Raw genomic sequence first — 18,482 nt, 5'->3', positions numbered from 1 at the left:
CGTCCCGCAATGGCCAGCGACCTTCGCCTCACCGTGCTCGGCAGTGCCACCCCGTACCCGGCGGCCGGGAATCCGTGTTCGGGATATCTCGTCAGCGGCGGCGGCGCCCGGGTGTGGGTGGACGCCGGGAGCGGAACGCTCGGGGCGCTGCAGCGGTACGCGCGCCTCGACGAGCTCGACGCGGTCTGGATCTCGCATCTGCACGCCGACCACACCGCGGATCTGCTCACCGCCTATTACGGGCTGCTGTACGCGGACGTACACCGCGAGGCGCCCCTCCCCCTCTACGGTCCGCCCGGCATCGCCGACCGTGTCGCCGCCTTCCTCACCCACGGCGACCGCCGCAGCCCGGTCGAGCGCGCCTTCGACGTGCGGGAACTGTCGGACGGGCACGGCGCGCGGGTCGGCGGCCTCGATCTGAGCGCGCGTGAGGTGGCGCACGGGATGCCCGCGTTCGCGCTGCGCGTGGAACACGCCGGGAACTCCCTCGTCTACTCCGGGGACAGCGCGCCCTGCGCGGCCCTGACCGAGCTGGCCGACGGGTGCGGGACCCTGCTGTGCGAGGCGGACGGGGACTCCGCGGACGGGGTGCACCACTCGCCGGAGGAGGCCGGGGAGACGGCCGCGGCGGCCGGTGCGGGGCGGCTGATCGTGACGCACGTGGGGCGGGCGATCGAGCCGGGGGACGCGGTGACGCGGGCCGCCTCGCGGTTCGCTGGCCCGGTGGCGTACGCGGCGCCGGGCGCCGTGTTCCCCGTCGACTGATCGGGGCGCGGGCGGGTACTCGGACGGCACCGAGCACCACGGAACGATCCAGCCGTCCCGGCCCAGCCGACCCACGGGAGCCGACATGCCGCTCACCTTCCGCAAGAGCTTCCGCATCCTTCCCGGGGTGCGTCTCAACATCAACCGCAAGTCGTGGTCGATCACGACGGGCGGCGGTTCGCACGGGCCGCGGCACACGCACAGCAGCACGGGCCGCCGGACGACCTCCATGGACCTGCCGGGCCCCTTCGGCTGGCGACGCACACGGACCAGTCGCCGCAAGGGTCACTGACGCTCCGTCACCCTGACGGACCCCCCGGAAATGCGTCATCTCATATCTGAGATAACCTGCCGCTATGGCAGACGACTACCTCGTACGCATCGGCAAGCTCATCCGCGACGCCCGCCAGCACCGGGGCTGGACACAGACGCAGCTTGCCGAGGCGCTCGGCACCAGCCAGAGCGCCGTCAATCGGATCGAGCGCGGCAACCAGAACATCAGCCTTGAGATGATCGCCCGCATCGGCGAGGCGCTCGACAGTGAAATCGTGTCCCTCGGGTACGCGGGACCGATGCATCTGCGCGTCGTCGGCGGACGTCGGCTCTCGGGCTCGATCGACGTCAAGACGAGCAAGAACGCGTGCGTGGCGCTGCTGTGCGCGTCGCTGCTGAACGACGGGCGCACGGTGCTGCGCCGCGTGGCCCGGATCGAGGAGGTCTACCGCCTCCTCGAAGTCCTCAACTCCATCGGTGTGCGCACCCGTTGGATCAACGACGGCGTCGACCTGGAGATCGTGCCGCCCGCCGAGCTCGACATGGGCGCGATCGACGCGGAGGCGGCCCGCCGTACGCGGTCGATCATCATGTTCCTCGGTCCGCTGCTGCACCGCATGGACCGCTTCAAGCTGCCGTACGCGGGCGGTTGCGACCTGGGCACCCGCACGATCGAGCCGCACATGATCGCGCTGCGCCGGTTCGGCCTGGACATCGCGGCGACCGAGGGGCTGTACCACGCGCAGGTCGAGCACGACGTCTCGCCGGACCGGCCGATCGTGCTGACCGAGCGCGGCGACACGGTGACCGAGAACGCGTTGCTGGCAGCGGCCCGGCACGACGGCACGACGATCATCCGCAACGCGTCCTCCAACTACATGGTCCAGGACCTGTGCTTCTTCCTGGAGGCGCTGGGCGTGCGGGTCGAGGGCATCGGCACGACGACGCTGACCGTGCACGGTGTGCCGCGCATCGACGTGAACGTGGACTACTCGCCGTCCGAGGACCCGGTCGAGGCGATGAGCCTGCTGGCCGCCGCGGTGGTCACGGAGTCCGAACTCACGGTCAAGCGGGTGCCGATCGAGTTCCTGGAGATCGAGCTCGCGGTCCTGGAGGAAATGGGCCTCGACCACGACCGCTCGGCGGAGTACGTCGCGGACAACGGGCGCACGCGCCTGGTGGACCTGACCGTGCGGCCCTCCAAACTGGAGGCGCCGATCGACAAGATCCACCCGATGCCGTTCCCGGGTCTGAACATCGACAACGTCCCGTTCTTCGCGGCGATCGCCGCGTCGGCGCAGGGCAAGACCCTCATCCACGACTGGGTCTACGACAACCGCGCCATCTACCTGACGGACCTGAACCGTCTCGGTGGACGCCTCCAACTCCTGGACCCGCACCGGGTGCTGGTCGAGGGACCGACGCGCTGGCGGGCCGCCGAGATGATGTGCCCGCCCGCGCTGCGCCCGGCCGTGGTCGTGCTGCTCGCGATGATGGCGGCCGAGGGCACCTCGGTGCTGCGCAACGTGTATGTCATCAACCGCGGTTACGAGGAGCTGGCGGAGCGGCTGAACTCCGTGGGCGCGCAGATCGAGACGTTCCGCGACATCTAGGCCCGATCCGATGCGCCGTGGCGGCCCCTTCCGGAGTGTTCCGGGAGGGGCCGCCGCGTGTGCGGCTACTTCCTGACCGGGCACACCCCCGGGGTGGCGACCGTGTTGTACTGCGGCGCGGCCTGCGCCGTCACGTTGGTGCTGCCGAGCTGGTTGAGGATCTCGTCGGAGAGCAGGTCCTGCTGGCCCTTGAGCGCGTCGGCGACCACCGTGTCCTTCGGGAACACCATCTCCGCGGCGATGTTGTCCTGCACGATGCGGGCGAGGTTGTCGAGCGCGGTGAAGATCGGGTCCGCCGGCGGCTCCAGGCCGGGCAGGTCGATCAGGTGGGTGGCGACCTTCGCCGCGTTCATGCAGTCCTTGATGATGATGGTGTTCTGGTTGAGCACGCTGGTGGTCCACTGCGAGATCACCACGCAGTACAGATCGGCCCACGCCGCCTCGCCGACCTTGCCGCGCCAGGTCTTCATGATGTCCTGCACGCCCTTGATCTGGGCCTGCGAGGCGTGCTCCATGTTGACGCGGATGGCCGGGTAGACGCTGCCGGAGAACTCCTCGAAGGACGCCATGTCGAAGTGCTGGGCGGCGACGGAGGTCTTGATGAACGCGAGGGCGCCGTCGAGGATCGTGGCGCAGGACGTCTGCAGCGCGGCGGGCAGTCCGGCGGCGGGCAGGTTCTGGCGGGCCGTGGAGAGCTTGCCGGCGTAGGCCTTCAGGGGCTCGATCCACGCGGTGGACGTGTCGTCGTTGTAGGCGACCATCATCAGGTCGTGCGGGTCGATGCGGTCGGCGTTCGGCAGGTTCGGGATCTTGTCCGCGAGATACGAGGCGATCACCGAGAAGACGCCGAGCGGGGTGTGGGCGATGGACTTCGCCAGCTCGAAGGTCTGCGCGACGGGGTTGACGGACTCCTGTCCGTCCTTGGTCACGAGCGTGAACCGGCCGCCCTTGGCGTCGTTCTGGACGACGACCACCGGGGCGAGATGCTTGATCAACTCTGCTTTGAGCGTCGCGTAGTTGGCGCGCATGCCCGCGTTCACGGCGAACATGGACTCCCGCGCCTGCGTCTGGGTGACCGCCGCGGCGGTCACGGTGTCCGCCGTCGAGGTGTCCGCGGCACTCGGGGTCGCCGAGTAGCCGAGCAGGGCCGCGGTACCGACACCGGTGGCGCCACCTATAAAACCTCTGCGCGTAGCCATCTTCGTTTTCTCCATGGGGATTTCGAGAGCTGTCTGCTGGTCATCGGGGGGATCTCGGTCATGGGGGGAACCTTCAACTGGGGGGATCGATGGGGGGATTGGGGGGAGACAGGGAAAGGGCGTGGGCCCTTTCCCTGCCGAAGTGTGTTCGGGTGGGCGCTACTTGAGGTCGCGCTGCTTGGGCACCACGACGCCGAAGCGGTCCTGGATCGTGGCGAGCGCGGCCTCGTGCACCTGCTGGGCCGGGATGCCCCGCGGGTTGCCGTTGACCGGGAGCGGGCGGGTCGCGGAGGCGTCGCCGATCACGGTCGGGTGGTAGCCGTTGTAGACGGCGCCCTCGGTGGTGAACAGGGTGCACATGTGGGTCATGAAGCCGGCGATGATGACGTTCTCGCGGCCGGTCTTCTTGAGCTCCGCGTCGAGGTTCGTGTCGTGGAAGCCGTTGGGGACGGCCTTCTCGACGACGGTCTCGCCCTTGACCGGCTTGAGCGCCGGGATGATCTGGCCCGCCTTCGACGTGAGGTCGTAGCCCTTCTCCACGATGTGGATGACCGGCGTGTGCGCCTTGCGGGCCCGCTCCAGGAGGGTCTTGGTGTTCTTGACGGCCTCGCGCCAGCCGGTGAGCTCCATCGTGCCGTCGGTGTAGACGTTCTGGTAGTCGACGAGGACCAGCGTGGCGTCGGACAGCTTCGCCGGGGTCTCGTCCAGCTTCATCAGCCGGCGCAGCGTCGTCGTGTCCTTCGCGTAGTTCTTCTCGTGCCCCCTCTCCTGGCTCTTCTCGGCGCGCTGGTCACGGCTGTCGGTGCGGGTGGCGGCCTGCGAGTCTCCCCCGCACGCCGTCAGGGTGGCCGCGAGCACGGCGGCGGCGCCCAGCGCGGCGGCCGAACGGAACAGCTTCATCGAACGATCTCCTTCTGCGTCGGAACCACGACCCCGTACAGGTCGGCGATGGTGGCGAGGGCGCTGTAGTGCACCTGGCAGGCGTCGAGGTCGGTGCCGGCGACCGGGAGCGAGCGGGTCGCGGTGGCCTCGGCGACGACGGTGGGGCGGTTGCCGTTCAGGAACGCGCCCTGGGCGGTGAACGCCACGCACATGTGGGTCATCCAGCCCGCGATGACGACGTCCTGGCCCTCCTTGAGGTGCGTGTCGAGGTCGGTGCCGACGAACGCGTTGGGGGCCTGCTTCACGACGACCGGCTCGCCGTCGACGGGCGCGACCTTCGGATGGATCTGCCCGATCTCCGCCCGGATGTCGTACGGGGTGCCCTCGCCGCCGTCGTTGATGACGTGCACGACCTTGGTGCCTGCCTCGCGGGCCCGGGCCAGCAGCTGCGCGGCGGCGTCGAGGGACTTCTCCCAGCCGTCGAGTTCCATGACGCCCCGGGTGTAGGTGTTCTGGAAGTCGATCAGGATCAGCGTCGAGTCGGCCAGCTTCGCGGGCGTCTGGTCGAAGCCGTTGAGCTCGCGCAGCGTGGTTCGGGACATGGGTGTACCGCCTTCGGGATTACGTGGGAGATGCGCGGTCCGGGCCGGTCCGTACGGGTCCGCCGGGCTGCGTCTGCAACGCTATGACCCAGCTGTGACGTCGGCAATGACGTCTAACATGCAGATACCGACATGCCGATCGCTCGCTCAGGAAGAGGGTTCCGTGCCCGACACCGACACCGACACCGCCACCGTCAGACGGCTCATCGTCATCGTGCTCTTCGAGGGCGTCGACCTGCTCGACGTCACCGGGCCGCCCGAGGTGTTCTCGCTCGCCCTGCGCGAGACCGACGAGGCGGCGGGCTACCAGGTCGTGCTCGCCGCGGAGAGCATGGACCCGGTCACCACCGGCGCGGGCGTCCGCATCCTGCCCGACGTCACCTTCGAGGAGGCCGCGGCGGGCGGGATCGACACGCTCCTCGTGCCCGGCGCGGTGGAGATCGACGGGGAGGGCCGGGTGCATCCGCTCGTCGATCCGGAGCTGGTCGGCTGGGTGAAGGTGCTCGCCGGGCGATCGCACCGGATCACCTCGGTGTGCGTGGGCGCGCACCTGCTCGCCGCGGCCGGGCTGCTCGACGGCAAGCGGGCCACCACCCACTGGTCGACGGCACAGCGACTGGCCACCGACCACCCGGCGGTGAAGGTCGACGCGGACCCGATCTTCATCCGCGAGGACAACGTGTGGACGGGCGCCGGAATCAGCGCCTGCCTCGACCTCTCCCTCGCCCTCATCGCCGACGACCTCGGCGAGGCCGTCGCCCTGCGCGTGGCCCGCCAGCTCGTGATGTACCTCAAACGCCCCAGCGGGCAGAGCCAGTTCAGCGTCCCGCTGGAGCAGGTCTCCACGACGCGGCGTATCGAGGACCTGCGCCATCACATCCTGCGCCACATCGCCGAGCCGCTCACGGTCGTCGACCTCGCCGAGTACGCGCACGTCAGCGACCGGCACCTCACCCGCCTGTTCAAGACCGAACTGGGGATGACCCCGCACGCGTACATCGAGTCCGTCCGGGTGGAGAAGGCCCGGCACGAGCTGGAGTCCTCCGACGCCACGCTCGAACGCGTCGCGTCCGTCTGCGGGTTCGGGACGGTGGACACGCTCGTACGTGCCTTCCGGCGCCGCCTCAACACGACGCCGACGGATTACCGGCGGCGGTTCCGGGTTCCTCAGGCGCCGTGACGTCTGTGAAAGTGTGCGGATGAAGCCTCGTCGCCGCTTTCCGTTCGTCGTGTTCGCCGTCGGTACCGCTCTGGCACTGGTGGCGGGATGCGGCGGCGGAGAGGGAACATCCGGGAGCAAGTCCCCTTCATCCGCGCATGGTTCGGCGTCCGATCTCCCGCAGGCCCCGCGGCAGAGCCGGGCGCCCGCGGCCGGAAAGGGGTCCAAGGATCCCGACGACATCAACGGGGACGGGCACAAGGATCTGCTGATGACCGTGTCGACGCTGCCCGTCGACGCCGCCTCGTCCGATCAGTCCGGCTCGCACGAACGGATCGGGGTCGTGTTCGGCTCGGCGCACGGGCTCGATCCGACGACGCGGGCCGTGTACGAGCGCGGCGACTTCGGGCTGCCCCCGCGCGATACCCAGTCCGCCGGCAGCGCGCGGAGCATCTCCACGTCCGGCCTCGTCAACGGCGACCTGGACGGGGACGGGTTCCCCGACTTCGTCAGCCTGGTGCAGGGCGGGAACATCCCCGACGCCTACGGGAACAGCACCACGGCACGCCGCCTCGACCAGTACGTGACCTGGGGTTCACCGGCGGGCCCCGATGGCGGCAAGGCGACCCGGATACGCCTGCCCGCCGAGGCGAAGGACGGCCTCTCCCTCGTGGTGCGCGGGGACTTCGACGGGGACGGGCATCTGGACCTCGCCGCCAATGACGCGGGTATGCGGGGCAAGGTGTGGCTGCTGTACGGGCCCATCGACCGGTCGACGGGCGCCCCGGCCCGCACCGCGACGCTGCCCGGCCACGGCGCGGGCCTCTACGCGGACGCGGTCGACCCGGAACACCCGCGCCGGACGGGCCTGTTGGTGAGCAGCGGCGACGACGGGGAGCAGGCGGACGGCGTCTGGTACGCCGATGTCCGCACCGGCCGCGGCCGGACGCTCCGCAAGGGCAACGCCCACGCGTTCGGCGACTTCGACGGGGACGGCCGCCGCGATCTGGCCGTGGGCGACGACGGCAACCGCAACGACGAGCCGGGGTACGAGAGCGAGGCGCCGGAGGTCGACGGCTCGCTGGCCGTGTACCCGGGCGACGGCGGCGCCCCGGTGACGTACGAGGTGCCGGAGCCGGAAGGGCGCCCCCGCTACGGCCTCGGCTTCTATCTGGCCGCCGATCCGGACGGCGACGGCCGCGACGGTCTCCTGGTCACCGGGGGCGGCGGCGGGGTCACCCTGATCGACGGGGACGCGCGGACCCGCGTACAGCGGCAGGGGCCCGCGCGGCGCGGCGGGAAGAAGGTGTCGGCCACGCGGCGCGCCGCCCATGTCGTCACGGTCGCCGACTTCGACGGCGACGGGAAGGACGAGGTGGTGTGGGCCTGGGGCTGGTTCGGCGGCGGCGGGGACCGCTCGGACGAGGCCACGCACTGGTGGGTCGCGCGGGGTGTGTCGACCCGGGACACCACGTCGTTCGTGACGTCGGGGTTCGCCCGCTGAATCGACGTGGCTGCCCGCGCCCCCGAAGCGAGCGAAGCTCGCTTCCAGGGGCGCGGGGAACTGCGCGGAGCAGGACCACCGGCCCGCACACGCCGAACAACCGGACCCGGCAGACGACAAGGCGCTCCCCGCGACAGACCTCAGGCCTGCGCCACGAACTCCCGGATCGCCGCGGCCAGCGCCCGCGGCTGATCCAGCGGAATCAGCGTGCCGCAGTCGTCCAGCTCCACCAGCCGCCCCTGGGGCAGCAGTTCGGCGAGACGGCGACCGTGGGCGATCGGGTTCATCCGGTCCTGCTTGCCCCAGACGACGAGGGCCGGCCGGTCGTACGCGCGCAGGGCGTCGGCCGCCTCCATCAGCTCGGTCTTCACTCCGGCGCGCAGGTAGTCGACGAGGACCGTGCGGGCCGTCGGGTCCTTGCGCAGCGGTTCGATCCAGCGGTCGAGCAGGTCGTGCGGAACGGGGCGCTGCGCCATCACCGCGTACCCGAGCCCGGGGACGCGCCGCACCGGGCGCACGGACAGGATCCAGGCGTGGAACGCGATACCGCCGGGGAGGCGGGCCGCCATGTCCAGCATCTTGCCGGGGATGCCCGGCGGGTAGTTGTCGAACGCCTCGCAGCCCGCGATGACCATCCGGCCCACCCGATCGGGCCGCTCGGCGACGAGCTGCTGGAGGCGGCCCGAGTCGTTCTCCACGAACACGGTGTCGTCGCCGAGCTTCAGCGCGTCGGCGAACTCGCCTATCAGCAACGCCATCGTGCGCGGGGAGAGTTGGGCGCCGGGCCGCAGGGGTGTGCGGTGGCTGCCGTAGGGCAGGGTCGGGACGATGCACCGTACGGACGTGCCGAGTTCGTCCACGACATGCCGCCACACCGTGCCGTCCTGGGCGAGGCCGTGGAGGAGGACGACGGGGGTGCCGTCGCCGCCCGTGTCCTCGTACGCGATCGGACCTACGGAGAGTTCGGTCTGCTGCGTCGTCATGCGGCCGAGCCTATGCCGCGGTCCGCGATCTACGGCAGGACCGCGGTGCCGTCCAGTTCCACGAGGGCCTGCTCGTCCCAGAGCCTGGTCACCCCGATGACCGCCATCGCCGGATAGTCGCGGCCCGCCAACTCGCGCCAGATGCGGCCGAGTTCACGGGCGTGGGCGCGGTAGTCGGCGATGTCCGTGGCGTAGACCGTGACGCGGGCCAGGTCCGCCGGGGTGCCGCCCGCGTGGCGCAGTGCGGTGAGGAGGTTGGTGAGGGCGCGGGTGAACTGCTCGGGCAGGCCGTCGCCGGTGACCTTTCCGTCGGCGTCCAGGGCCGTCTGGCCGGCGAGCAGGACGATGCGGCTGCCCGTGGCGACGACGGCGTGCGAGAAGCCGGTGGGCGGGGAGAGTTCGGGCGGGTTCACCCGCCGCACGTCGCGGCTCATCGGGCTGCCTCCTTGTACAACTCGCGGGCGATGATGGCCCGTTGGACCTCGGTCGCGCCCTCGTAGATGCGGGGTGCGCGCACCTCGCGGTAGAGGTGTTCCAGAAGGTGGCCGCGGCGCAGGGCCCGGGCGCCGTGCAACTGCACGGCCGTGTCGACGACGTGCTGCGCCGTCTCCGTGGCGAGCAGCTTCGCCATCGCGGCGCGGCGCGGGACGCCGTCGGCGCCCTCGTCGTACGCGGAGGCCGCCGCGTACACCGTCAGGCGTGCGGACTCGACGCGCAGCGCCATGTCGGCGACCTGGTGGGCGACGGTCTGGAGGTCCTTGAGCTTGCCGCCGAACGCGTCGCGTCGCGCGGTGTGAGCCAGGGTCGCGTCGAGCGCGGCCTGGGCCATGCCGAGCGCGAACGCGCCGACGCTGGGGCGGAAGAGGTTGAGGGTGTTCATCGCCACGCGGAAGCCACTGCCGACCTCGCCGAGCACGTCGTCCGCGGTCACCGGGACCCCGTCGAAGGTCAGCGTGCCGATGGGGTGCGGGGACAGCATGTCGAGGGAGGCGCCGGTGAGGCCGGGGCGGTCCGCCGGGACCAGGAAGGCGGTGACGCCGCCGGCTCGGGAATCCGGGGCTCCGGTGCGGGCGAAGACGGTGTAGAAGTCGGCTTCCGGGGCGTTCGAGATCCAGGTCTTCTCGCCACTGAGGAGCCACTGGCCGTGCGCTCCCGGCTCGGCCCGGAGTTCCATGGCCGCCGCGTCCGAGCCCGCGCCCGGCTCGCTCAGCGCGAAGGCCGCCACCGCCCGGCCCGCCCGCACCTCCGGGAGCAGGCGCCGGCGCTGCTCCTCGGTTCCGTACGCGTGGACCGGGTGCGCCCCGAGGCCTTGCAGCGCCAGGGCCGTCTCCGCCTCGGTGGAGACCTGGGCCAGGGACTCGCGCATCAGGCACAGGTCGAGCGCGCCGGAGGTGAACAGGCGGTCCAGGAGGCCGAGCCGGCCGAGTTCGGCGACCAGGGGGCGGTTGACGCGGCCCGGTTCCCCCTTCTCCGCGAGGGGCGCCAGGTGGCGCCGCGCGAAGTCGCGCAGCTCCGCGCACCGGGCGAGCTGGTCGGGGTCGAGCGAAAAGGTGCCCATACATCGAACGGTATCGCGCCCCGTTGACTGTCGTCACCATCACGATACGCTCGATGTGCGACCACGCGCCGAACAGCATGCGACGGCAAGGGGGCACCCGGCCATGGACCGTCCGCTCAGCCCGCTCCTCCCTTCCGCCCACGTCGACACCTTCGCGCGCGACCATCTGCCGCCTCCCGAGCTGTGGCCCGGCCTCCTCCTCGACGACCCCGAGCTGCACTGTCCCGACACGCTCAACTGCGGGGCAGAGCTCCTCGACGCGACGGTGGAGCGGTTCGGCGCGGACCGGCCCGCGCTCCACTGCCCCGGCCAACCCTCATGGTCGTACGGGGAGTTGAAGGCGACCGTCGACCGGATCGCGCACGTCCTCACCGACGACCTGGGCGTCGTGCCCGGCAACCGCGTCCTGCTGCGCGGCCCCACCACCCCTCGGCTCGTGGCCTGTTGGCTCGCGGTGATGAAGGCGGGCGCGGTCGCCGTCACCGTGCTCGCGCAGGCGCGCGCGGCCGAGCTGGCCACGGTGTGCGGCCTCGCGCGGGTGCGGCACGCGCTGTGCGACCCACGGTTCGTGGACGATCTGGCGAAGGCGGAGGCGCCGGGGCTGCGGATCACCGCCTTCGACGACCTCCTGCGCCGCGCGGCCACGAAACCGGCCGCGTACGACGCCGTGCGCACCTCCGCCGACGACGTCGCACTGATCGCCTTCACGTCCGGCACGACCGGGCGGCCCAAGGGCTGCATGCACTTCCACCGGGACGTGCTGGCGATCGCCGACACCTTCTCCCGGCACGTGCTGAAGCCCACGCCCGACGACGTGTTCGCGGGCAGTCCGCCGCTCGGGTTCACCTTCGGACTCGGCGGCCTCGTGGTCTTCCCGCTGCGGGCCGGCGCGTCGGCCCTGCTGCTCGAACAGGCGGGCGCGCCACGGCTGTTGGCGTCGGTGGCCGAGCACCGGGTGTCGGTCCTGTTCACCGCGCCGACCGCCTACCGGGCCATGCTCGCGGACCCGTCCTGGGCGTCGTACGACCTCACGTCCCTGCGTCGCTGCGTCTCCGCCGGGGAGAACCTGCCCGCCGCGACCTGGCACGCCTGGCACGAGGCGACGGGGCTGCGCCTCATCAACGGCATCGGCGCCACCGAACTCCTGCACATCTTCGTCTCGGCCGCCGACGAGGCCGCCCGACCGGGGACGACGGGGGTTCCCGTACCCGGCTGGCAGGCGCGGATCGTCGACCAGGACGGGAACCAACTCCCCGACGGCGAGCCGGGGTTGCTGGCCGTCCGGGGTCCCGTCGGCTGCCGGTACCTCGCCGATCCGCGGCAGACGGTGTACGTGCGGCACGGCTGGAACATCACGGGCGACACGTACGTCCGCGAGGCCGACGGCTACTTCCGGTACGTGGCCCGCGCCGACGACATGATCATTTCCGCCGGGTACAACATCGCGGGCCCCGAGGTCGAGGACGCGCTGCTGCGCCATCCCGACGTGACGGAGGCGGCCGTCGTGGGGCGGCCCGACGAGGCGCGCGGGCAGATCGCGGTCGCGTACGTGGTGCTGCGGCCCGGGGCGCGACGGGACCCGGAGGGCCTGCGGAACTTCGTGAAGGCGGAGCTGGTGCCGTACAAGTGCCCGCGCGCGATCGAGTTCCTGGACGCGCTGCCGCGCACCGCCACGGGAAAGCTCCAGCGCTTCCGGCTCCGCGAGCCCGGAACCGTACAGTGATCACGTGTCCGAGCAGACCCCGCCCCCGCATACGCCCCGGTCGTTGATCGTCACCCTGTACGGCGCCTACGGGCGCGGCTTCCCGGGGCCCGTCCCGGTCGCCGAGCTGATCCGGCTGCTCGGCGCGGCCGGGGTCGACGCGCCGTCCGTGCGCTCGGCGGTGTCCCGGCTCAAGCGGCGCGGTCTGCTGCTCCCCGCGCGCACCGACGCGGGCGCCGCCGGGTACGCGCTCTCCGACGACGCCCGCCTGCTCCTCGACGACGGCGACAGCCGCGTCTACGGCACCGGCGCGCCCCGCGCGGGCTGGATCCTCGCCGTCTTCTCCGTCCCGGAGTCCGAGCGCGCCAGGCGCCACGTCCTGCGCTCCACGCTCACCGGCCTCGGCTTCGGCACGGCGGCGCCCGGCGTGTGGCTGGCGCCCGCGGGCCTGTACGAGGAGGCCCGGCACACCCTGGAACGGGCCGGGTGCGCCGCGTACGTCGACCTGTTCACCGGCGACCACCTGGGCTTCGCGGCGACGGCCGACGCCGTGGCCCGCTGGTGGGACCTGGCGGCCCTGGCCAAGCTCCACGAGGCGTTCCTCGACGAACACGGACCGGTGCTCCGGTCCTGGGAGGCGCGGACCGAGACCCCACCGCAGGAGGCGTACCGGGACTATCTGCTCGCGCTCGACTCGTGGCGGCACCTGCCGTACGCGGACCCGGGGCTGCCGGCGGAGCTGCTGCCCACGGGGTGGCCCGGGGTGCGGTCGGCGGAGGTGTTCCGGGCCCTGCACGCGCGGCTGCACACCGCCGGGGCCCGCTTCGTGAACGCTGCATGAAGAAAGCCCTACCGGTGATCCACATCACATGAAGGCGTGCTAAGGGAACCCTCAGCTCGCTCCATCCCTCTTCTCAGATTGCGCACTTAGCGTCGGGACGCATGAGTCTGATGCGCAAGATGAACCGGGCGCTCACCGCCACCACCGGCCTCCAGGTGCAGCGTGCACACAAGGCGCCGGCGAAGAAGGTGCCGGTGCGGGCCGCCGCGAAACCGGCCGTGAAACCGGTGAAGCGGGCGCCGGCCGCGGTTCCCGAGTACCGATGTACCGACGACCTGGCGACCGACCGGCTGCTCACGAAGCCGGTCTTCATCATGTCCCCGGTGCGTTCCGGATCGACTCTGCTGCGCATGCTGATGAACGCGCACTCCCAGCTGCACTCCCCGCACGAGCTGCACATCCGCCGCCTGGAGGTCGGCTACGGCAGCAAGCTGTCGGAACGGGCCATGGACGCCCTCGACCTGAGCCGGGGCGACCTGGAGCACCTGCTGTGGGACCGCGTGATGCACCGTGAACTCACCAGGTCAGGCAAGGACTTCATCGTCGAGAAGACGCCCAGCAACGCCTTCGTCTACCGGCGGATCCGCGACTGCTGGCCCGATGCCCGGTTCGTGTTCCTGCTGCGCCACCCGGTCTCCATCGCCCGGTCCTGGCACGAGGGCGACCCCGGGAAGCGGACGTACGAGGAGGCCTGCGCCGACGCACTGCGCTACATGAAGGCCGTCGACAACGCCCGTAAGGGACTCACCGGCGGGCACACCGTGCGCTACGAGGAGCTCACCGCCGACCCCGGGGTGAGACTGCGTGGCATCTGCGACTTCCTCGGCATCGACTTCGAACCGTCGATGCTGGAGTACGGCAAGCGCGACGAGACCCAGATGCAGAAGGGGCTCGGCGACTGGCGCGACAAGATCAGGACGGGCACCGTCCAGCCGGGCCGCGAACTGCCGAAGGACGACGAGATCCCCGAGGTCCTCAAGCCCATGTGCAAGGCCTGGGGGTACCTGAAGTGAAGCCCCACGCCGAGGTCGAGCAGGTGTGGCCGCGGGACGGGCGGATCAAGGTGGTCGGCCGGCTGCACGGCCTGGACGCGGCCCGCGAGCGCGGGTGGCGGCTCACGCTGACCCGCCGCTCGCGCCCCGATCACGTACTGCGTTACGACGCCGACCTGCACGGCGAGCGCTTCGCGAGCGAGTGGAGCGTCGCCGACCTGGCCGCGTACGACGGATTCAGCGGCGCCGAGCAGTGGGACCTGCACCTGACGGACGGGACCCGCAAGCTGCGCGTCGGCCGCAGGCTCGACGACATCCGCGGCAAGAAGGCGATCATGGTCTATCCGCAACTGGCCGTACCGGGAGCGGACTTCGGCGTGCAGCCGTACTTCACGGTCGAGGACAACCTGTCCCTGGAGTGCCGCTCATGAGCCACTCCTCGCCGAAGATCCGCTATCTGCTCATGCACGCCTACGGGCGCGGCGGCACCATCCGCACCGTCTTCAACCAGGCCAACTCCCTGGTCGCCGCGGGCTGGGACGTCGAGATCGTGTGCGCCCTGCGCAACCGCGACGAGCTGCAGTTCCCGCTCGACAAGCGGGTTCCCGTGACGACGATCCTCGACATGCGCGAGGGACACCGCCCCGAACAGCCTCCGCCCGCGCGCGGGTTCGGCGCCCTGTGGCGGGCCCTGCGCGGCAGGGCCGAGGACCTGGACGGGCCCGGCAAGGAGATACCCGAGGGCGAGTTCGGCTCCCGGTACTTCACGCGGCGCGTCGAGCTCGCTCTCGCCACCTACCTGCGCTCCCTGACGGACGGCGTCCTCGTCACCACGCGCCCCGCACTGAACTTCCTGTCCGCCGCGCACGCCACGAACGGGGTCGTGCGGGTGGCGCAGGAGCACATGAACCACGGCACGCACAAGCCCGATGTGCAGCGGCGCATCGTCGAGACGTACGGCACCTTCGCCGCCGTCGCCGTGCTGACCGAGCGGGACCGCGCCGAGTACGCGCGGCTGCTGCCGGACGCGCGCGTCGTGCGCATCCCGAACGCCGTGCACTCGCTGGACCAGGTCCCCTCGGACCACGACGCGAAGATCGTGATCGCGGCGGGCCGGCTCTTCCCGCAGAAGGGCTTCGACATCCTGATCCCCGCGTGGGCGAAGCTCGTCGAGGCCTACCCGGACTGGCAGTTGAGGATCTACGGCACCGGCGAGAAGAAGGCGCAGCTGCGCGCGCTCATCGAGGAGCACCACCTCTACAACCACGTCTACCTCATGGGCCACACCGAACGGCTCGACGACGAACTCGCCAAGGCCTCCGTCTACGTGCTGAGTTCACGCTTCGAGGGCCTGCCGATGGTGATGATCGAGGCGATGGCCCACGCCCTGCCGGTGGTCTCCTTCGACTGCCCGACAGGCCCCTCCGACGTGCTCACGCACGGCGTGGACGGGCTGCTCGTACCCGAGCAGGACCCCGACGCCCTCGCCGACGCGCTCGGCCGCCTGATGGACGACGGCGATCTGCGCGCGGAGATGGGCACGGCGGCCCTCCTGACGGCGGCGGCCTACGGCCCCGACGCGGTGCATCCGCGCTGGGAGGCCCTCTTCTCCGAACTGACCACCCCCACCGATGAGTTGCGGCACACCGACGCCGCGAAAGGACGCCACGTATGACGACGGCCAACCGGGCCGGTACGGCACGGCAGCGGAACCGGGGAGCCACGATCTGGCTCACGGGTCTGCCGAGCTCCGGCAAGACCACCGTGGCGCGCGCCCTCGCCGGACGCCTCCGCACGGAGGGCCACCGCGTCGAGGTGCTCGACGGTGACGAGATCCGCCGGTTCCTCTCCGCGGGCCTCGGCTTCAGCCGTGAGGACCGGCACACGAACGTGCAGCGCATCGGCCTGGTCGCCGAGATCCTCGCGCGCAACGGCATCTTCGCCGTCGTGCCCGTCATCGCCCCGTACGCGGACAGCCGCGAGGCCGTCCGCAAACGCCACGAGGCGAGCGACACCCGGTACTTCGAGATCCACGTCGCCACTCCGGTGGAGGTGTGCAGCGAGCGGGACGTGAAGGGCCTGTACGCCCGTCAGGCCGCGGGCCGGCTCAAGGGGCTGACCGGCGTCGACGATCCGTACGAGCCGCCGGTCTCGCCGGACCTCTTCCTGGAGACGCAGCACCAGACGCCGGGCGAGTCGGCCGGTTCGGTGCACGGGGTCCTCGCGGCCAAGGGGCTGGTATGAGCAACTCCTCCTACGCACTGGGCCACTTGGACGCTCTGGAGTCCGAGGCGGTGCACATCTTCCGCGAGGTGGCGGGCGAGTTCGAGCGGCCGGTGATCCTGTTCTCCGGCGGCAAGGACTCCATCGTCATGCTGCACCTGGCACTGAAGGCGTTCGCCCCGGCGCCGGTCCCCTTCCCGCTGCTGCACGTGGACACCGGGCACAACTTCCCCGAGGTCATCGAGTACCGCGACCGCGCGGTGGCCGAGCACGGGCTGCGGCTGCACGTCGCCTCCGTACAGGACTACATCGACCGCGGCGCCCTGAAGGAGCGCCCCGACGGCACCCGTAACCCGCTGCAGACCGTCCCGCTCACCGAGGCCATCCAGAACGAGCGCTTCGACGCGGTCTTCGGCGGCGGGCGCCGCGACGAGGAGAAGGCACGCGCCAAGGAGCGGGTGTTCTCCCTGCGCGACGAGTTCTCGCAGTGGGACCCGCGCCGCCAGCGCCCCGAGCTGTGGCAGCTGTACAACGGCCGCCACGCACCCGGCGAGCACGTCCGCGTCTTCCCGCTCTCCAACTGGACCGAGCTCGACGTCTGGCAGTACATCGCCCGGGAGAACATCGAACTCCCCGAGATCTACTACGCCCACCGGCGCGAGGTGTTCGACCGGAACGGCATGTGGCTGACCGCCGGCGAGTGGGGCGGCCCCAAGGAGGGCGAGGTCCCGCAGAAGCGCCAGGTGCGCTACCGCACCGTCGGCGACATGTCCTGCACCGGCGCCGTCGACTCCGACGCCGAGACGCTGGAGCAGGTCATCGCCGAGATCGCCGCGTCGCGCCTGACCGAGCGGGGTGCCACCCGCGCGGACGACAAGATGTCCGAGGCCGCGATGGAAGACCGCAAGCGCGAAGGGTACTTCTAGACATGTCCGCCACCGAGATCTCCACGAGCGCCGACGTCGGCACCCTGCGCCTGGCCACGGCCGGGTCGGTCGACGACGGCAAGTCCACCCTGGTGGGCCGCCTGCTGCACGACTCCAAGTCGGTCCTCGCCGACCAGCTGGAGTCGATCTCCCGCACCGGCACCCCTGATCTGGCGCTCCTCACGGACGGTCTGCGCGCCGAGCGCGAGCAGGGCATCACGATCGACGTCGCGTACCGCTACTTCGCGACGCCCCGGCGCCGCTTCATCCTCGCGGACACGCCGGGCCATGTGCAGTACACGCGGAACATGGTGACGGGCGCGTCCACGGCTGAGCTCACGATCATCCTGGTGGACGCGCGCAGCGGCGTCGTCGAGCAGACCCGTCGGCACGCGGCGATCGCCGCGATGCTGCGCGTCCCGCACGTCGTGCTCGCCGTGAACAAGATGGACCTCGTCGGGTACGAGGAGGCCGTGTTCGCCCGTACCGCCGAGGAATTCGGCGTGCTGGCAAGCGAGTTGGGCATTCCGGAGGTCACGGCGATCCCCATCTCGGCGCTGGCCGGTGACAACGTCGTGGAGCCTTCCGCGCGCATGGACTGGTACGGCGGCCCGACGGTCCTGGAGCACCTGGAGACGGTCGAGGTCACGGCCGAGTCGCCGGACGCGCCGGCCCGGTTCCCGGTCCAGTACGTCATCCGACACGGGGAATCCCGCTACTACGCGGGCCAGTTGGTCTCGGGCACGCTGCGCGTCGGCGATTCCGTCGTCGTCCACCCCTCGGGCCGCACGTCGACCGTCACCGCCCTCGACGTGCTCGGTGACGCGGTGGACGAGGCGCACGCCGGGGCGTCCCTCACCGTCCGACTCGCCGACGAACTCGACGTGGCGCGGGGCGACTTGATCGCTCCGGCCGACGAGCACGGCCGGGCACCGGAGGTCACGCGGGACGTGCGGGCGGCCGTGTGCCACCTCGCGGACGAGCCACTGGCGGTCGGGCAGCGGGTGCTCGTGCGGCACACCACGCGCACGGTGAAGGCGATCGTCAAGTCCCTGGGCGACGCCGGCCGGTTGACGGCGAACGACCTCGGGCAGGTGGTGCTGCGCACCGCCGAGCCGCTGGCCCTCGACGCGTACGCCGAGATCCGGCGCACCGGCGCGTTCCTGATCGTCGACCCCGCGGACGGGACGACGCTGACCGCGGGGATGGCCGAGCTGTCCCGCTGAGCTCCGTCCGGTCCGGCCCGGGTCTTCGCGGGCC

19 protein-coding genes are annotated in these 18,482 nt (G+C 71.3%); 13 read left to right on the top strand and 6 right to left on the bottom strand.

The features are described 5' to 3' along the window. Positions 1-9: 9 nt before the first annotated feature. The 3 genes from B072_RS0139305 (at position 10) to B072_RS0139295 (ending at position 2,651) form a co-directional block, all read left to right on the top strand. Positions 10-765 (top strand): MBL fold metallo-hydrolase, encoded by a 756-nt coding sequence (locus tag B072_RS0139305; RefSeq protein ID WP_018535489.1) that lies wholly within the window; start codon positions 10-12, stop codon positions 763-765. A gap of 85 nt (positions 766-850) precedes the next feature. Beyond that, entirely contained in the window at positions 851-1,057 is a 207-nt protein-coding gene (locus tag B072_RS0139300) for a DUF4236 domain-containing protein (protein ID WP_018535488.1), read from the top strand. A gap of 64 nt (positions 1,058-1,121) precedes the next feature. After that, complete coding sequence (locus B072_RS0139295) at positions 1,122-2,651, top strand: helix-turn-helix domain-containing protein (protein WP_018535487.1); 1,530 nt, start codon at positions 1,122-1,124, stop codon at positions 2,649-2,651. A 65-nt stretch (positions 2,652-2,716) separates the two neighbouring features. Here the strand turns inward: B072_RS0139295 and B072_RS0139290 are convergent, their stop codons facing one another. The 3 genes from B072_RS0139290 to B072_RS0139280 all read right to left on the bottom strand — a co-directional run bounded on the left by B072_RS0139290 (position 2,717) and on the right by B072_RS0139280 (position 5,334). Next, positions 2,717-3,850, bottom strand: a complete 1,134-nt coding sequence (locus B072_RS0139290) for a hypothetical protein (RefSeq protein WP_026246776.1) — start codon at positions 3,848-3,850, stop codon at positions 2,717-2,719. 159 nt (positions 3,851-4,009) lie between these two features. Further along, on the bottom strand, positions 4,010-4,750 hold the full coding sequence (locus tag B072_RS45060; RefSeq protein ID WP_018535484.1) for an isochorismatase family protein: 741 nt from the start codon (positions 4,748-4,750) through the stop codon (positions 4,010-4,012). Further along, positions 4,747-5,334, bottom strand: coding sequence for an isochorismatase family protein (locus B072_RS0139280; RefSeq protein WP_018535483.1), 588 nt, complete (start codon positions 5,332-5,334; stop codon positions 4,747-4,749). Before B072_RS0139280 ends, B072_RS45060 begins: the two co-directional genes overlap by 4 nt. Before the next feature lie 163 nt (positions 5,335-5,497). Between B072_RS0139280 and B072_RS0139275 the strand changes: the two genes are divergently transcribed. Both B072_RS0139275 and B072_RS0139270 read left to right on the top strand, forming a co-directional pair. Beyond that, positions 5,498-6,514: a GlxA family transcriptional regulator gene (locus B072_RS0139275; protein ID WP_018535482.1), complete on the top strand. Its 1,017-nt coding sequence runs from the start codon at positions 5,498-5,500 to the stop codon at positions 6,512-6,514. Between the two features lie 250 nt (positions 6,515-6,764). Further along, complete coding sequence (locus tag B072_RS0139270) at positions 6,765-7,997, top strand: FG-GAP-like repeat-containing protein (RefSeq protein ID WP_234019015.1); 1,233 nt, start codon at positions 6,765-6,767, stop codon at positions 7,995-7,997. Between the two features lie 140 nt (positions 7,998-8,137). On the opposite strand, the gene B072_RS0139265 is transcribed toward B072_RS0139270, so the two are convergent. Genes B072_RS0139265 through B072_RS0139255 form a run of 3 tightly spaced genes read right to left on the bottom strand, consistent with a single transcriptional unit; the run spans position 8,138 to position 10,538 of the window. Then, positions 8,138-8,980 carry an alpha/beta fold hydrolase gene (locus B072_RS0139265; protein ID WP_018535480.1) on the bottom strand — a complete coding sequence of 281 codons (843 nt, stop codon included), beginning with the start codon at positions 8,978-8,980 and terminating at the stop codon, positions 8,138-8,140. A 29-nt stretch (positions 8,981-9,009) separates the two neighbouring features. Then, entirely contained in the window at positions 9,010-9,414 is a 405-nt protein-coding gene (locus tag B072_RS0139260; protein ID WP_018535479.1) for a RidA family protein, read from the bottom strand. Beyond that, complete coding sequence (locus B072_RS0139255; protein WP_018535478.1) at positions 9,411-10,538, bottom strand: acyl-CoA dehydrogenase family protein; 1,128 nt, start codon at positions 10,536-10,538, stop codon at positions 9,411-9,413. Before B072_RS0139255 ends, B072_RS0139260 begins: the two co-directional genes overlap by 4 nt. Before the next feature lie 103 nt (positions 10,539-10,641). Here B072_RS0139255 and B072_RS0139250 point away from each other — a divergent pair, with 103 nt between their 5' ends. The 8 genes from B072_RS0139250 (at position 10,642) to B072_RS0139215 (ending at position 18,448) form a co-directional block, all read left to right on the top strand. Next, positions 10,642-12,261, top strand: coding sequence for an AMP-binding protein (locus tag B072_RS0139250; protein WP_018535477.1), 1,620 nt, complete (start codon positions 10,642-10,644; stop codon positions 12,259-12,261). A 4-nt stretch (positions 12,262-12,265) separates the two neighbouring features. Continuing rightward, entirely contained in the window at positions 12,266-13,081 is an 816-nt protein-coding gene (locus tag B072_RS0139245; protein ID WP_026246775.1) for a PaaX family transcriptional regulator C-terminal domain-containing protein, read from the top strand. A 101-nt stretch (positions 13,082-13,182) separates the two neighbouring features. Next, positions 13,183-14,094, top strand: coding sequence for a sulfotransferase family protein (locus tag B072_RS0139240; protein WP_026246774.1), 912 nt, complete (start codon positions 13,183-13,185; stop codon positions 14,092-14,094). After that, complete coding sequence (locus B072_RS0139235) at positions 14,091-14,504, top strand: hypothetical protein (protein WP_018535474.1); 414 nt, start codon at positions 14,091-14,093, stop codon at positions 14,502-14,504. The genes B072_RS0139240 and B072_RS0139235 overlap by 4 nt, the downstream gene beginning before the upstream one ends. Continuing rightward, the gene (locus B072_RS0139230; RefSeq protein ID WP_018535473.1) at positions 14,501-15,748 is read left to right on the top strand and encodes a glycosyltransferase family 4 protein; all 1,248 of its coding nucleotides are present in this window, start codon (positions 14,501-14,503) and stop codon (positions 15,746-15,748) included. Before B072_RS0139235 ends, B072_RS0139230 begins: the two co-directional genes overlap by 4 nt. Next, positions 15,745-16,317, top strand: coding sequence for an adenylyl-sulfate kinase (gene cysC, locus B072_RS0139225; RefSeq protein ID WP_018535472.1), 573 nt, complete (start codon positions 15,745-15,747; stop codon positions 16,315-16,317). Before B072_RS0139230 ends, cysC begins: the two co-directional genes overlap by 4 nt. Further along, on the top strand, positions 16,314-17,222 hold the full coding sequence (cysD, locus tag B072_RS0139220; protein ID WP_018535471.1) for a sulfate adenylyltransferase subunit CysD: 909 nt from the start codon (positions 16,314-16,316) through the stop codon (positions 17,220-17,222). The genes cysC and cysD overlap by 4 nt, the downstream gene beginning before the upstream one ends. A 2-nt stretch (positions 17,223-17,224) precedes the next feature. Next, the gene (locus B072_RS0139215) at positions 17,225-18,448 is read left to right on the top strand and encodes a sulfate adenylyltransferase subunit 1 (RefSeq protein WP_018535470.1); all 1,224 of its coding nucleotides are present in this window, start codon (positions 17,225-17,227) and stop codon (positions 18,446-18,448) included. Positions 18,449-18,482 lie beyond the last annotated feature (34 nt).

The sequence above is a fragment of the Streptomyces sp. HmicA12 genome (genome assembly GCF_000373565.1).
In the GTDB taxonomy this organism is placed as follows: domain Bacteria; phylum Actinomycetota; class Actinomycetes; order Streptomycetales; family Streptomycetaceae; genus Streptomyces.
The sequence above is the reverse complement of the archived record's forward strand: the minus strand, read 5'-3'. Positions and strand labels throughout refer to the sequence as shown.